Origin of the sequence: Maritalea myrionectae (assembly GCF_003433515.1) — a bacterium.
Taxonomy (GTDB): domain Bacteria; phylum Pseudomonadota; class Alphaproteobacteria; order Rhizobiales; family Devosiaceae; genus Maritalea; species Maritalea myrionectae.
Genome location: NZ_CP021330.1, coordinates 1,524,290 through 1,539,432 on the forward strand (window position 1 = coordinate 1,524,290; position 15,143 = coordinate 1,539,432).

Sequence of the window (15,143 nt, forward strand, 5' to 3'; positions counted from 1 at the left end):
TTGTTTGATATGTTGTGGATAGTTTAGTTTGCGAGGAGTTAAAGTCCGTGGCTGAGTTAGCATTTGATCATGGCACATTAGTGGACCCAATGGCGAAGTCGCCGCGACGTGCAATCGATCTGGCGTTTTTAGCACGGCAGACCATGGGCAACAAAAACCTCGAGAGCGAAATCTTGCAGCTCTATCGGACGCAATTGCGCAAATTCGAGCCAGATTGGGCCAAAGCCCGCCTGTTGCCAAACCTTACGATTGCCTTGCATTCAATGCGGTCTGCTTCGTTGGGTGTTGGTGCCGGGGCCATTGCCGAGTTAAGCGGTGCGGCTGAGATTGATTTGCGCGAGGAGCGGGGGCAAATTGACAAGATATATGATCAGCTTGCCCAGTCTGTGGCCTACACACTCCAGTTTATCGACGATATCTTAGGCGAATAGCCGCACTTATCTCGCCCCATTGAGGTTGTCATGAACGCGTGAGAGCGCTATATGGCGGCTGATCAGAGATAAGGGATAATGTTCATGGCAAAAATCACATATGTTGAAGCCAATGGCACCAAGCATGAAGTTGAGGCGGAAAATGGCTCGACTGTCATGGAAAACGCCATTCGCAATGCGGTGCCGGGTATTGTTGCGGAATGCGGCGGCGCGTGCACTTGCGCCACCTGCCACGTTTATGTGGACCCTGAGTGGGTGAGCGTAACGGGCGGACCATCCATGATGGAAGAAGACATGTTGGATTTTGCTTTTGACGTGAATGACCGTAGCCGCCTGTCATGTCAGATCAAGGTGAGTGACGAAATGGATGGCCTGGTCGTCCATGTTCCGGAAAACCAAGCATAAGTCTGGTTTGGAATTTCATTCCTAAAATCGTCATTTGGCGCAAAAATTCTATAAATGGGGCGGATTTTGAGTTTTAAATGCTCACCGCCCCTTTCTTTTTGGGTTGTCTTTTCTCCTTTTTCCTGCGAAAGGGGAAATAAAAAAGCTATTTTATTTCAGTAGCTTGGCAATAGATCATGCCTCATTTATTTTAAGGGAAGAAATAAGCGAGGCACGATGATGACCAAACTTGGCATTTTCCCAGTATCGATGAAGGTGCGGGGCAAAAAAATAGTGATTGCCGGTGGTGGCCCCGAAGCGTTGGCAAAGGCCCGCTTGGCGGCGAAAACCGATGCCCACACCATTGTGGTTGCACGTAAAATCTTTGCCGATTTTAGCGGTTTGGACGTCACTGTTTTGGAACAGCCTTTCACCGATGCGATTCTTGACGGTGCGGCGATGGTTTTTTCAGGTGATGAAGGACCAGACGCGGATTTGGCCAAGGCCGCCGCCAAAGCGCATCGCATTCCGCTCAATGTGGTCGATAAGCCTGATGAGTGCGATTTTTATACCCCTGCCATTGTGGACCGGGCGCCATTGTCCGTTGCGATTTCATCGGAAGGTGAAGCACCAGTTATGGCGCGGATGGTGCGGGCCAAAATCGAGGCCTTGTTGCCACTGTCTTTGGGGAAAATCGTGAAATTTACAGGTGGGTTGCGCCACAAGGTTGAGCGCACCATTCATTCAGGCGACCAACGACGCAAATTCTATCAGGATCTGCTGGCATCGCCGAAGTTTGAACGTTTGGTCGCTGATGATGAGGACCAAGATGCGCACATGTTTGCGGATTGGCTAATGCAAGCGCGTGCCGAGGGCGATGGCTTTGTACATTTGGTGGGCGCAGGCCCGGGGGCAGAAGATTTGCTGACGCTTCGCGCTCAGCGTGTGCTGCAAAGCGCTGATGTCATCGTGCATGATCAATTGGTGCCAGACGCCATTGTGGAGATGGGCCGTCGTGATGCGGAGCGCATTGCTGTTGGTAAAGCCAAAGGCCGTCACTCCTTCACCCAAAAGCGCATCAATCAGATGCTGGTCGATTTGGCCAAGCAGGGCAAACGTGTGGTGCGGTTGAAGTCTGGCGATCCGATGATCTTTGGTCGGGCAGGCGAGGAAATTGCGCATTTGCGGGCCAACAATGTGGATTTCGACATTGTGCCAGGCATTACCTCGGCTTTGGCTGCGGCGGCTGACAGCGAAACCGCTGTTACATTGCGCAATGTTTCTTCAGGCATCGTGTTTGCAACAGCCCATGGCGCTGACGGTCAAGTGGTGACCCATTGGGCGAGCCTGGCAAAGTCCGGCATTTCATTGGGCATTTATATGGGCAAGTCGATCTTGGCAGATGTGGCCAATGATTTGATTGCCCACGGTTTGGCAGGCTCAACCCCGGTGGGTGTTGTGGTCAATGCGGGCCGTGAAAACAGCACCCGTCATTTGGGCACTTTGGCGGGCGCGGAACAATTAAAAGAACAATTGGCCGAAGGGCCGGCGATCGTTTTCATTGGTGAAGCGATTGCCAGTGGCAATTGGCAACAGTTTGAGGCGCAACTGCCTCAAACATTGCAAGTGGCATAGGTGGGGCAATGAAAGTAATTACAGGCAATGAGCTTTTGTCCGGCGCCGTCGTATATTTTTACGGCGAAGATCGCTGGGGCATGGATTTGCAGCAAGCGCAGATTTTTGACGATAAAGCGCCGGAAGTTGATGAGCTTTTGGCGGCTGCAGCCAAAAAGGACAAGGTGGTTAGCCTTGAAGCTATTCCGGTTGAAAAGCACGACAATCAATTGGTGCAAACCAACCGCCTGCGCGAACAAATTCGCGCCAATGGCCCAACCGTCGGCACCTATGGCCGCCAGCATTTGAGTGAGGCTGACTATGTATCGCTATGATGAATTTGACGCCGCCTTTGTGCGCGAGCGTACTGCCCAGTTTTCAGATCAGGTAAAGCGTCGTGTGGCAGGTGAATTGACTGAAGATCAGTTCCGCCCGTTGCGTTTGATGAATGGTCTTTATCTGCAATTGCACGCCTATATGTTGCGGGTTGCGGTGCCTTATGGCACGCTGAACTCGCGCCAAATGCATAAATTGGCGCATATTGCCCGCACCTATGATCGTGGCTATGGCCACTTCACCACGCGGCAGAATATCCAATATAACTGGCCGAAACTGCAGGATGTGCCGAAAATTCTCGAGGAATTGGCGGAAGTCGAAATGCACGCTATTCAAACTTCGGGCAACTGCATTCGTAATGTGACGACTGACCAGTTTGCTGGGGCAGCCCATGACGAGATTATCGATCCGCGCCCTGTGGCTGAGATCATTCGCCAATGGTCGAGCTTGCACCCGGAATTTTCATTCCTGCCGCGCAAGTTTAAAATCGCCATCACTGGCGCGCCGCAGGACCGTGCCGCAGTGAAATTCCATGATATTGGCTTGATGGCCAATGAGAAGGACGGTCAGGTTGGCTGGCGCGTCTTTGTGGGTGGCGGTTTGGGCCGGACGCCGATGGTCGCCAAGGAAATCAATGATTTTGTACCGCACGAAGATTTGCTGGCCTATCTGGAAGCGATTTTGCGGGTTTACAATCTGCATGGTCGTCGCGATAACAAATATAAGGCGCGGATCAAGATTTTGGTGCACGAAACCGGCATTGAGCAAATCCGTGAGGAAGTTGAAGCCGAGTTTGCGCAACTCAAGGACGGGGTTTTGACCCTACCGCAGGACGAGCTGGACCGGATTTCAACCTATTTCGCCGCCCCGCCATTCGCCGCTGATGCTGATGATGTGTTGGATGCGGAGCAGCATGCCTTGGAGAATGCGCAATATGCGAAGTTCTTGAAGCGCAACCTGTTTAAGCACCGCCAGCCGGGCTACACCTCCATCACCATTTCGTTGAAATCGGTGGGCGAGGTGCCGGGTGACGCCAGCGACGCGCAAATGGATGCCATTGCCGAATTGGCACGCGATTATAGCTTTGACGAACTGCGTGTCAGCCATGAGCAGAACTTGGTGCTGCCGCATGTGAAAAAGTCCGACGTGCGCGCCATTTATGAGCGTTTGGTTGAAATCGGCTTGGCCGAGGGCAATGCTGGCTTGATTTCTGACATCATCGCGTGCCCGGGGCTTGATTATTGTGCCTTGGCCAATGCCCGCTCTATTCCGATTGCGCAGGATATTGCCAAGCGTTTCGCGGATCGTGAAAACGAATTTGGTGAGCTGAAAGTCAAAATTTCCGGCTGCATCAACGCTTGTGGTCACCACCATGTGGGCCACATCGGTATTCTTGGCGTGGAGAAAAAAGGCACTGAGCTTTATCAGATCACGGTGGGTGGCGATGCTACCGAGCAGGCCGCTGTTGGAAATATTCTGGGCCGCGGTGTGACCGGTGATGAAGTGCCTGACGCGCTTGAAAAGCTGTTGAACGTATATATGGATCAGCGCGAAAATGCCGATGAGCCCTTCCTCGATGCATTCCGCCGTTTGGGCGAAGCCCCATTCAAGGAGGCGCTTTATGGCTAATGCCAACGCCGCGCAAGCCTTTGTGCCCAAGGAACGCCTGAGCGACCTTCAATTGGTGGCCTTGAATGGCATGTTCGATGAGCGTGACGCGCTGAGCGTGTTGCGCTTTGCGCTGGAAGAATTGACGTCGCACCCCATCGCGATGGTCTCTTCTTTCGGCGCAGATTCTTCTGTGCTGCTGCATATGGTGGCGCAGATCAATCCGCATCAGGAAGTGCTGTTTTTGGAGACGGGAAAGCATTTCCCCGAAACGCTTGAGTATGTCGAGACTATGAAGCAGCGCTTGGGCCTGACCAATGTGCGCTTTTTGGAGCCAGACACCAGCGATTTGGCGCGGTTCGACCCTAAGGGCGACCTTTGGCAAACCGATCCTGATAGCTGCTGCCACATTCGCAAAACCGAGCCATTGGATGCGGCATTAAAGGCCTATGGCGGCTGGGTGACCGGGCGCAAACGCTTTCAAACCAATGATCGCGGGGTGCTGCCGCATTTTGAATTGACCAGCGATGAGCGCATCAAGGTCAACCCGTTGGCCTATTGGGATTTTGAGGATGTGAAAGCCTATCGCGCCGAGCATGATTTGCCGCCACATCCCTTGTTTAATGTGGGCTATTTGTCTATCGGTTGTGCGCCGTGTACCTCGATGGTGAAGGAGGGGGAGGACCCTCGTTCCGGTCGCTGGCGCGGGCGCGACAAAACCGAATGTGGAATTCATTTTGATGTGAGCGGCAAAATCGCAAAGCCGCAGGCCAAGGGACAGAGCATGAAGACGCTTTTTAAGGACGGTCAATTTGTTGAAGATCAATGGCGTGATCTTGCGGAAGATGAAGCGTTGATTGATCTTGATCATGTCTTTATGCCGTTTTCCTTATATATTGAGCACAAAGATCGTTTGGCGGGCAATAATGGGGCGCTTGGCCTGATTGTACAGCCCGGCGATGATGTGCATGAAATTGGGGACGATGTGCATCGCTTTGCAGCGATTGCGGTTGAGTTTCCCAAATTCGCTGATGGTCGGGGATATTCCTCTGCCCGCCTGTTGCGCGAGCGATATGGCTTTGAGGGCGAACTGCGCGCCCGGGGCGACATATTGACCGACCAGGTGCAGTTTTTGCGCCGGTGCGGCTTTGACAGCCTGGTGGTTGTTGACGGACCAACGCGAAACGCACTAGAAAACGATGCCATTGCAGGTGTTTCGGTGTTTATGCAGCCCACAGGCCGCGACATTGAGGTGCCCGCGGGCACACGCCCTTTCTTGCGGCGGGTGAAATAATCTTTTTGGGGTGGTCCAGCACCCTTTAAACCGCAGGCGGTCCAGCGCCTGGAATAAGACACGAAGTGAGTGAATAAATGAGCGAACAAGAGATCGTCACCGATGTGGTGATTGTCGGTGCGGGTCCTGTTGGACTTTTTGCGGTGTTTGAACTGGGCCTTCTGGACATCAAATGCCATTTGATTGACATTCTGGACAAGCCAGGCGGCCAATGCGCTGAGCTTTATCCGGAAAAGCCGATCTATGACATTCCAGCCTTTCCCGAAATTTCCGGGCAAGAGCTGACCGATAATTTGTTGAAGCAGGCCGAGCCATTTGGCCCGACCTACCATTATAACCGCATGGTCAATGAGATTGAGCGTCAGGATAATGGCGACTTCATCGTGAAAACTGATGCGGGCGAAACCTTCCGTTGTAAGGTTGTGGTGGTTGCTGCTGGTGGTGGTTCGTTCCAGCCAAAGCGCCCGCCTGTGCCGAACATTGAAGCGTTTGAAAACCAGTCTGTTTTCTATGCCGTGCGCAAAATGGATGATTTCCGCGATCATGACATCGTGATTGTTGGCGGCGGCGACAGTGCGCTGGATTGGACCTTGAACCTTGCGCCTTTGGCCAAAAGCCTGACGCTGGTGCACCGTCGCGATAGCTTCCGCGCCCACACCGACAGCGTGAACAAAATGCGCGCCTTGGTGGACGAAGGCAAAATCAACTTTGAGCTGGGCCAAATCGCTTCGCTTGAAGGTGAAAATGGCCAGATCAGCGCGGTGAACATCAAAAATGCTGACGGCGAAAAAAGCTTGCCGGCGACCCGTTTGATGCCGTTCTTTGGCCTGACCATGAAGCTTGGTCCTGTGGCCAATTGGGGCCTCAATCTGCATGAAAACCTGATCAAGGTGGACACGGAAAAGTTCGCCACGTCGGAAAAGGGCATTTTTGCGATTGGTGACATCAATTATTATCCGGGTAAGTTGAAGCTGATTTTGTCGGGCTTCCATGAAGCGGCGCTGATGGCGCAGGCGGCCAAGAAGATCATCCACCCGGATGAAAAAGTTGTGTTCCAATACACAACCTCATCCACCAAACTGCAGAAAAAGCTTGGGGTGAAATAATGCATATTTACGTCACCGACCATAATGGCAAGGAACATGAGCTGGAAGCGCTGGACGGCTGGCGCGTCATGGAAGTGATCCGCGATTGGGGCTTGCCCATCAAAGCCGAATGCGGTGGCGCATGTGCCTGTGCAACTTGCCATGTGTTTGTTGATCCCGACTGGCAGGACAAACTCCACGCCGCCTCGGACGAGGAGGAGGATATGCTCGACATGGTGCCTGATGTGAAGGACAATTCTCGTCTTTCCTGCCAAATTCTGATGAGCGAAGAGCTCGATGGATTAAAAGTGTCTCTGGCGCCGAGCGCAAAGCCCGACGCCGAGGTTGCATGATTCTCGCTCACGGTTGAGCGCTGGTCGGTGCCTTGCACCGGCCAGCTAACCTGCGCGGGCGCGGCGCAAAAGTGCGCCGGGCTGGGCCGCCCAAGCCTTGTTTAGGTGCCCCTGGCGTTTGCGCTTATGGGGCTTTTTTATGCGTCGCCACCGGTCGCTGCGCTCGCACTTTTCTGCCCTCACGCCGGACGGGCTGGCTCGGCATCCCCGGCATTATTACGCGCCGCCACCGGTCACTTCGTTCCCGTCCCCGGCATCCCCGCCGACTGGTGCCACGCGTCAATGCTTTCCGCGCCACAAGCCACACTCTCAGCCGTCACCCCAAGACTTGATCTTGGGGTCCATTTCACTTGTCCGCTTGCTGAAGTGGTGGCGTTTTTGCCTTTGGTGCTCTTACAAGCTGACAACTCAAATGGATTGCAAGATCAAGTCTTGCAATGACGTAGTGGGGCGGATGTGCCTTGCCAGCACGTTAATGGTTTTTCATTGCCGCTTCCCGCCCACATTCGCGCAGACACACCAAAGCGCCTGACATGCGGCATGCATTCAGGGGACAAGGTTTGCGGGGCACGAGACGTTTCGGGGCTCGTGGTTGCGCAGAGAATTGAGACCGTTCACGTCTCGCGCCAGCGGCGTTTTTCGCGTTTTGGCCTGATTATGCGGGGTGCTGACCCAATAGTCCCGGCCGCCCCGATGCGTTGCACCGGACGGCCCGCCCTCGGTGTCGGGCGAAATCAAATCGAAGGCGCGGTGCGTCGCGTCCGACCCACCAACCGCTTCTCCGTTCGTCTGTTTATTGCCGCCGCCGGTCGCTGCGCTCGCAGTTTACGCGCTTACGCCGCGTGGCTGCCGGGCACCCCCGGCATTTTTACGCGCCGCCGTCGTTCGCTACGCTCACTACCCCGGCACCCCCGCCAATTGGAGGGCCGATAGCGGTCGCTACGGCCGCATTTCCTGTCCTTTCGCCGGACAGGCTGGCCCGGCAGAAGGGGTATGCGATCGCTTTGCTTGTGCCGATGCTCGGCATCCTGCCGACTGCGCGACAGGGAAACAGATATACCCCGTTGTCCGTCAACAACCGCGTGGGGCAGAAGATGGCGCCATTTTACCACGGGTTTTGGGGGCGGGGATAAGTTTGTGGGGCGGGTTGAGCACGATGACATAGTTTCTCGCGTGATTTGCTCTGAAATACGACCTATTTTCAGTGAGTTGCATCTATTGGAACGCGATAAATGTTCGTCGAGCGTATTTTGGGTTCACAATTTCTGATTGTGGATTTGGGGTCACTCTACTCTCTTTGTGATGTTTTTTTTGAGAACCCGAAGATGTGATCAATTGCTCCCCATATTTTCATAACTTTGTCGATTAAAAATAGAGTCAGGGCAATAATTGGAAATACTATGAGAACTCCGCGCACAACCGAAGTGAAAGGGAGCCAAAAAGGCGGCCATTTGTCCGCGTTTGGTGAGAAATATCCATCAACCATGTGAAGATAAGTGGTCGGTAGACGCAAAAATTGGTCCCAAGTCCCGCCTGACGCCAAATTCTTTCTTAATGTACCTTCCTCAAAGTAGGTGCCATGTCCATATTCACTCTCCCTGACGTTCACAACGCCATCACCTTGTATTCCCACTTTTCCAGATGGCCCGGACGCTGGTATGAGCCATGGTGCTACTGTCATTGCTAAGTCTTTGGAGCTACAATGATTTAGCACTGCTTCACATTTCCCAGACTTGATATGTTTCGAAAAATTGTAGTTTGGAGGGACCACACCGCCAGCTAGGATTATTCGACCAAAGCGAAGATCATTGAACATCGGATGATCTAACAATGTTACTAAAACCAAACTTCCAAAACTGTGCGCAACTATATCTGGAGCCTCAGTGATTCCGTTTGATTTAGCGTGCTTCATGGCTTTTCGAATACTATTCCCGAGTTCAACTGCAAGCTTGACGTGCCAAGAACGTATCATGACGCCGTGGCGTGACATTGGATATTGATACATCAAGATTGGCACATGGTATTTGATCTTATTACTTACCAGCCACCCGAAGTCTCTGTGCCACTCGCCAAGAGTATTAAAGCCATGAAGAGCAATAAGCCAGGGTACATCCCGACTCAACTGACCTAGGACAAAGTGCTTGACTACCTCTGTCGGTCTTTCGCCGGACTCTTCAAAATTGAGCCCGCAATTGCTGCATTCAGGATTCGCATTAACGTCGTAGTCGATGGGATTGCCACAATTGGGTGCGGGGCAAGAAAGCAAGATTTCTTGCTTTACCACCCCTAACTGGTGCAGTTCACGGAATAGCGCCATAACTTTTCGAATTTCGAAGCCTGCATCGGTAAATGCACCTGTTTCGATTTCGCGCGAAGTGCCTTTGATTATTCTTTCTTGTACCGCATCGACTAGGGCCTTGGAATGCTTCTCCTTTAACGAATCCCAATCCATCGTTGTCAACAATGCTCCCAGATTAAGTCGTTTAACAAATATACATCACGGCGTTTGCATTGAACCCAAATGCGAACTCTGCTTTCTCGCCCAATTATTTCTAGGGTCAAGGGACAACTTAGATCTTCATGAACTTTATTGCTTAGTCTAAATTTTCCGTCGGCATTGGGGAAATCCTCTCGACCGACAGCACGGGCGAGATTCCGTATCGCTTCAACGCTTTCAATTCCCCCTTCTGGAAGTTGTGTAACCAGATCGGCATACCCCCCTTCTGCGTGGAGTCTGTTGGCTTTTGATGTGATTTCATTTGGCCTTTCTCGGAACCCATGAACTGATGTGCTTAGAGGAATCTTTGCTAACTCGTTCTCGACAAAGTTCAGTTCTCTCAAAGTTTCCATTACTATGCTTATTGCATTTTCATGATTTGAATCTGAATTGGGTAGCTGAATGAATAGAGTTGAGTAAGGTTTTCGAAAATTCCATTCGAACCTCAAAACGGTTCTTTTTGACCTTACGAGATAAGCTTGAAACTCGTAGGTGTCGCCATCTATCTCTTCCGAATAGTCTTTAGATTGAGCTCGGCTTCTGTAATTGATGCCCTTGTGCCAGCTAAACGTTACGGAATCTGCATCATATTGAATTGAAGTTAACTCTAGCTCGTCAGGGAAATCTACCAAGTCGGACTTGTTTATCAGGCCTGAATACTCGGAATTCTCGATTAGCTCTAGAACGTTATCTGGGTCGATATCCGGTCTTTCTAGAAAATATATGTGTTGATTTCCCCAGCCCTCAACTTCGGATAACCAAGCTTCCAGCATGTCTTGAGTTAAATGCTCTCTATCTATTGCGGAGAACAGATTCTCAAGAAAATCATCCTTTTTGGTTCCAATTTTGATTTCATGCTCTCGAAGCAATTCTTTGATGAACCGGTTCCCTTGTGATATTACAATCGATCTCACAAGTTGCTTTAAGTCTTCTTTGGCCAAATCGGGCATTCTCAGTATCCAATTATACTTTACAATAATAATTGGATACTAATGTAATTTAAGGTGGATAAATAGGGAAGGTAGGCGAAAACTTTAGCTCACTCCCCAACAACAACCGCTTTCTTCTCCAAAACTGTCTCACGCCCCTCCATCGGATGGCGCGGGATCAGCCGGGCCAACAACAACGAAATAAACGCAAATCCCGCACCAGCCAGGAACACCGCCGCAGGGTTGGTGATCCAGATAAGACCAAACACCACAGGGATAACCACGGCGGCGATGTGGTTGATGGTGAAGGCGACGGAGGCGGTGGGGGCCATGTCGCGGGGGTCGGCGATTTTTTGGAAATAGGTTTTCAGCGCAATCGCCAGCGCGAAGAAGAAATGGTCGATCACATAAAGGCTGGCGCCGAGGATTGGGTCATTAACGAACGCATAGGCGGTGAACACCAAAATCAGGCCGATATATTCAATGGTGAGGGCGGTGCGTTCGCCAAAGCGGATGATGGCGGCGCCGATTTTGGGCGCGAAATACATGTTGAACGCCACATTGATGAGGAAGAGGATGGAGACCTCGTGCACCTCAAAGCCGAATTTTTCCACCATCATCCAAGCGGCGAACACCACAAAGATTTGGCGGCGAGCGCCGGACATGAAGGTGAGCGCGTAATAAAGCCAATAGCGTTTGCGCAACACGATCTTTTTGATCTGCGGCACGTCTTCCTTAAACTGCGGGAACCAAAAGACCATAAAGGCCACCAGCGCCAGCGTGAGGCCGCCGAAAATGGCGAACAAGGCCGTATATGGCAGTTTGGCCCATTGATAGAGCCAGATGATCAGGCCGAACACCATCAATTGCCCGAATGAGCCCACCGCGAGAATAACGCCCAATTGGCGTGGCGCGGTTGCCTTGGGCAACCATTGCAGCTGCAAAGACTGGTTCATCGTCTCATAATAATGAAAGCCCACGGACATGATGAAGGTGGTGATCAAAAGGCCCGTTAACGTCGGGAAATAGCCCGTGACGGCAACGCCTAACCCCAAGAGGGCGAGCGAGATCAGGGCAAAGGTTTGCTCGCGTAGCAAGAGCAGCACAAACACCGCGGTGAAGGCGAGAAAGCCTGGAATTTCCCGAATGGATTGCAACAGGCCCATATTGGCGCCGGTGAAGGCGGCCTTGTCGTGGGCGAAATTGTTGAGGAAATTTTGCCATGCGGCAAAACTGAACTGCATGGCGATGGCCATGAGGATCAGCATAAAATAGGGCGAGCGCAAAAAGGCGCGATGCTTGACAAAGATGCTCATTGATTTGGAGTAGGCGGACTGGTCCAACCAGTCAAGCGCAAAAGTCGTCACCTTGTGTCGAAATTGCGATTTGCCAAGCGACCTATAAGGTATGCACACTTAGGTCGGAGGACGTCTTATGGACAAGCGAGTTGTGGAACGCCAGGAATGGTTGAAGGCGCGGCAAGAATTATTGGCGCGGGAGAAAGAGCTGATGCGGCTTCAGGATGAGGTTGCGGCAGCACGGCGCAAACTGCCCTTCGTCAAACTGGATCAGGATTATGCGTTTGAAACGGTGCGGGGACCGGAGCGATTAGAGGATTTGTTTGGGCCGCATGATCAGTTGTTGATCTATCATTTTATGTATGGGCCGGACTGGGAAGCCGGTTGCCCGAGTTGTTCCTTTTGGGCCGATAGCTTTGATGGCAATGACGCGCATTTTGCGGCGCGCAATGTGGCGTTCAAAGTGGTGTCGCGCGGGCCGTTGGATCGGTTGCAGGCTTATCGAAAGCGGATGGGATGGCGTTTCGATTGGGTCTCTGCGGCCAGCAGCCCGTTTAACTTTGATTTTGGCGTGTCGTTTGAGGAAGCGCAGCCGGATAAGCAATATAATTATCGTCCGGCACCTGACCTCGTGGGCGAGCGGCCGGGGATTAGTGCTTTTTACAAAGATGATGCGGGCATCTACCACACCTATTCAACATTTGGCCGTGGCGTTGAGCCGGTGAACAGCGTTTATGCCTATCTCGATATGGCGCCAAAGGGGCGTGACGAAGCCGAGTTGGATTATACGATGGCGTGGGTGCGCCGACGGGATGAATATGGCGCTTAGGACGCGTTTTCCGTTTGATCCTGATCTTTCGCCAGCCGGGTGAGGGCGGGGAGGAAATCGCTGACCGCGGGGCCTTTTTTTAGCATATAGGGCAGCGGGCGGATCACGGCGATGGCGGCGATGCCGACGCGCACGGTCATCAACCCATTGATCACCCCTTCACCCAGCTTGGCGGACAGGCGGGCGGCGAGGCCGTGGCCCAGCAATTGCTGCACCACGCTGTCGCCCAAGGCAATGCCGCCGGTGAGCGCCAGATGGGCCATCACCGATTTTGACATTTCAATAAAGCCGAAAAAGGAAGGGCGGGCGCCATAGAGCTGGGCAATGCGGCGGGTGAGGCGCGCGGCTTCATAGAGCACGAACATAATGTCAAAAAAGGCGCGGGGGCTGACCGCAGTGACCAGCGAAATGCGCTGGGCGGAATTGGCGATGATGGCCTTGGCCTTTTCGTCGAGCGGGACGAGCAGGGTGCGCTCGGCAAATTCCAGCAATTGGTCGCCATCCAGAATGTCTTTTGCGTGGCGGTCAAACTCGGCCAATTGCCGGGCCATGGCTGGGTTGCCGTCATAAAGGGCGCGGAGTTGCTCCACCGCCTTTTGCGCCTCGGGCAGGTTTTTGCCACTGTGGGCGGCGCTGGCCTCGTGCTTCAGCTTGGCGAGGGTTTTGAGGCGGCGGAGGCCGAGAAATTCGCGGATGATGAGGCCCAACAGGGCGACCACCATCAGCGCGACAAGGCCGAGGCCGACATAGCCGAGGGCCGGATAAGCGCTGAACAGATCGCGCACCAGCCGCTCGAGCGCCAGGCCGATGCCGAGGGTGATCAGCAGGCTGAGGCTTCCCCAGAACAGGCGCGGCCAAAAGGAACGTTTTGGCGCGGTGGCGAGATCTGCCTCCGGCTCAATCTCGGTGCTGACATTGATGGCCTGATCGACCTCAAAGGCCAGCGGGCCAATCTCGTCTGTTTCGGGCTTTTTCTTCTCGTCCTTGGGGGAGAGATCGACGGCGAACGGATCGGTCATTGCAATTTATCTCCCAAGAGGAAATCGAGCGCGCGGTCCAGCCGGATATGGGGCAGGCCGGATTTTTGTCGGGTGGCATTGTCGAGCACGGGCGGGCGGAAGCGGAGGAATTTCAGCTTGCCCTTATAGCTTTGCTCATCCTCAAAAATTGAGTCCGGGTTTTCCGGTAAGTTGCCGGGATATAGGGCGATTTCGCTGTTGCCATCGTAGGTTTTATCGCCCAGGCTTTCACCTTTTTGCGGCGTGCCGATGATGGTTTTGAGCATTTTGCCTTCATGCTCCACTTCCCCCTCATGGGTGGCGCGGATGGCGGCGAGGGCCATGGATTGGGTTTCGGCCCCCTGATAATGGGCGCGTTGGCGCGCGCCTTTGACCAGCAGGCCGAGTACCTCGCCCAACCGATCATGATTGGTGTGGGGCATATGATCTGCCTTGGTGGCGGCGAAGAGGATCTTGTCGATATGGGTGGAGAAAAAGCGGGTCCACAGCGGATTGTTGCCGGTTTTAAAACAGGTCAGAATTTCGCCGAGGGCCTTTTCCAAATCCGTCACTGCATCGCTGCCGGCATTGAGCGCGGTGAGGGCGTCGACCAGAATGATCTGACGGTCCAGCCGCGCGAAATGATCGCGGAAGAAGGGGCGCACGACGATGTTTTTATAGGCCTCATAGCGGCGCTCCATTTGTGCATAAAGGCTGTCGCTTTTCGGCGTGGCGTCCGGCGCGGGCAACGGCGCAAAGGTGAGGGCGGGGGAGCCTTCCATATCGCCGGGCATCAGGAAGCGACCGGGCGGCAGGGCGCTTAAGGCATGTTCGTCGGCGCGGCAGGACTGCAAATAGGCTTTAAAGGCGTTAGAGAGGCGTGTGGCCAGCTCTTCATCCAGCGGGGCGGTGGCATCTGCCTTCAAAGTGAGGTTCAGCCATTCCTCGGCGATATTGGCGCGGGCGGGGGCGTGTGCCTTTTGCAACGCATCGTCCGACCATTCGCGATAGTTTTTGTCGAGTAGGGGCAAATCGAGCAGCCACTCGCCGGGATAATCGACAATATCCAGATGCACTTCGCGCGGACCCGCCCAAGCGGTGGCCCAATGGTCGGGCTGGAATTTGAGCGTCAGCCGCACCTGCGAAATCTGCCGGGTGGATTGCGGCCAGTGGCGATCTTCACCCTTGAGGGCTTTCAAGTGCTCCTCATAAGCAAAGCGCGGCATGGCGGCGTTTGGGTGCGGGCTCAGCTGCGCGCCAATCAGCCGCCCTTCAGCCAGTGGCCCGAACAAGGAGAGATTGTCGCCCTCGATCAGATTTTGAATCATGGAGGTGATGAACACGGTTTTGCCCGCGCGGGACAGGCCCGTGACCCCCAACCGAATGGTGGGCACAAACAGGCCGGTGACGCTGTCGCGCATATTATCCAGGGCGATGCGGGTCTCATCGGTCCAATTGGCCATCAGGCAGGATTCCTCAACTCAAAT

Annotated in this window: 14 protein-coding genes; 9 read left to right on the forward strand and 5 right to left on the reverse strand. The window is 53.5% G+C overall.

The annotated features are described in order from the left end of the window. The first annotated feature begins 47 nt into the window (after positions 1–47). The 8 genes from MXMO3_RS07470 (at position 48) to MXMO3_RS07505 (ending at position 7,105) form a co-directional block, all read left to right on the forward strand. Positions 48–431 carry a hypothetical protein gene (locus MXMO3_RS07470; RefSeq protein WP_162889173.1) on the forward strand — a complete coding sequence of 128 codons (384 nt, stop codon included), beginning with the start codon at positions 48–50 and terminating at the stop codon, positions 429–431. Positions 432–515: 84 nt separating this feature from the next. After that, on the forward strand, positions 516–836 hold the full coding sequence (locus MXMO3_RS07475) for a 2Fe-2S iron-sulfur cluster-binding protein (protein ID WP_027834381.1): 321 nt from the start codon (positions 516–518) through the stop codon (positions 834–836). 219 nt (positions 837–1,055) lie between these two features. Further along, on the forward strand, positions 1,056–2,450 hold the full coding sequence (cysG, locus tag MXMO3_RS07480; RefSeq protein ID WP_117396751.1) for a siroheme synthase CysG: 1,395 nt from the start codon (positions 1,056–1,058) through the stop codon (positions 2,448–2,450). Between the two features lie 8 nt (positions 2,451–2,458). Next, entirely contained in the window at positions 2,459–2,764 is a 306-nt protein-coding gene (locus tag MXMO3_RS07485) for a DUF2849 domain-containing protein (protein WP_117395455.1), read from the forward strand. Further along, positions 2,751–4,394, forward strand: a complete 1,644-nt coding sequence (locus MXMO3_RS07490; protein WP_117395456.1) for a nitrite/sulfite reductase — start codon at positions 2,751–2,753, stop codon at positions 4,392–4,394. The genes MXMO3_RS07485 and MXMO3_RS07490 overlap by 14 nt, the downstream gene beginning before the upstream one ends. Further along, on the forward strand, positions 4,387–5,667 hold the full coding sequence (locus MXMO3_RS18650) for a phosphoadenylyl-sulfate reductase (protein WP_162889174.1): 1,281 nt from the start codon (positions 4,387–4,389) through the stop codon (positions 5,665–5,667). The genes MXMO3_RS07490 and MXMO3_RS18650 overlap by 8 nt, the downstream gene beginning before the upstream one ends. A gap of 77 nt (positions 5,668–5,744) precedes the next feature. After that, positions 5,745–6,773 carry an NAD(P)/FAD-dependent oxidoreductase gene (locus MXMO3_RS07500; RefSeq protein ID WP_117395457.1) on the forward strand — a complete coding sequence of 343 codons (1,029 nt, stop codon included), beginning with the start codon at positions 5,745–5,747 and terminating at the stop codon, positions 6,771–6,773. Further along, positions 6,773–7,105, forward strand: a complete 333-nt coding sequence (locus tag MXMO3_RS07505; protein WP_117395458.1) for a 2Fe-2S iron-sulfur cluster-binding protein — start codon at positions 6,773–6,775, stop codon at positions 7,103–7,105. Before MXMO3_RS07500 ends, MXMO3_RS07505 begins: the two co-directional genes overlap by 1 nt. Before the next feature lie 1,288 nt (positions 7,106–8,393). Here MXMO3_RS07505 and MXMO3_RS07515 read toward each other — a convergent pair. The 3 genes from MXMO3_RS07515 to MXMO3_RS07525 form a co-directional block, all read right to left on the reverse strand. After that, positions 8,394–9,566, reverse strand: a complete 1,173-nt coding sequence (locus MXMO3_RS07515; protein WP_162889175.1) for a hypothetical protein — start codon at positions 9,564–9,566, stop codon at positions 8,394–8,396. Continuing rightward, entirely contained in the window at positions 9,563–10,552 is a 990-nt protein-coding gene (locus MXMO3_RS07520) for a hypothetical protein (RefSeq protein ID WP_117395461.1), read from the reverse strand. Before MXMO3_RS07520 ends, MXMO3_RS07515 begins: the two co-directional genes overlap by 4 nt. An 89-nt stretch (positions 10,553–10,641) precedes the next feature. Continuing rightward, positions 10,642–11,898: an MFS transporter gene (locus MXMO3_RS07525; protein ID WP_205468099.1), complete on the reverse strand. Its 1,257-nt coding sequence runs from the start codon at positions 11,896–11,898 to the stop codon at positions 10,642–10,644. Positions 11,899–11,965: 67 nt separating this feature from the next. Between MXMO3_RS07525 and MXMO3_RS07530 the strand changes: the two genes are divergently transcribed. Next, on the forward strand, positions 11,966–12,658 hold the full coding sequence (locus MXMO3_RS07530; protein ID WP_117395462.1) for a DUF899 domain-containing protein: 693 nt from the start codon (positions 11,966–11,968) through the stop codon (positions 12,656–12,658). On the opposite strand, the gene MXMO3_RS07535 is transcribed toward MXMO3_RS07530, so the two are convergent. Together MXMO3_RS07535 and MXMO3_RS07540 are read right to left on the reverse strand one after the other, a co-directional pair. After that, positions 12,655–13,677: a YcjF family protein gene (locus MXMO3_RS07535; protein ID WP_117395463.1), complete on the reverse strand. Its 1,023-nt coding sequence runs from the start codon at positions 13,675–13,677 to the stop codon at positions 12,655–12,657. The two genes, MXMO3_RS07530 and MXMO3_RS07535, sit on opposite strands and share 4 nt — an antisense overlap. Beyond that, positions 13,674–15,119 carry a YcjX family GTP-binding protein gene (locus MXMO3_RS07540; RefSeq protein ID WP_117395464.1) on the reverse strand — a complete coding sequence of 482 codons (1,446 nt, stop codon included), beginning with the start codon at positions 15,117–15,119 and terminating at the stop codon, positions 13,674–13,676. The genes MXMO3_RS07535 and MXMO3_RS07540 overlap by 4 nt, the downstream gene beginning before the upstream one ends. Positions 15,120–15,143: the final 24 nt, after the last annotated feature.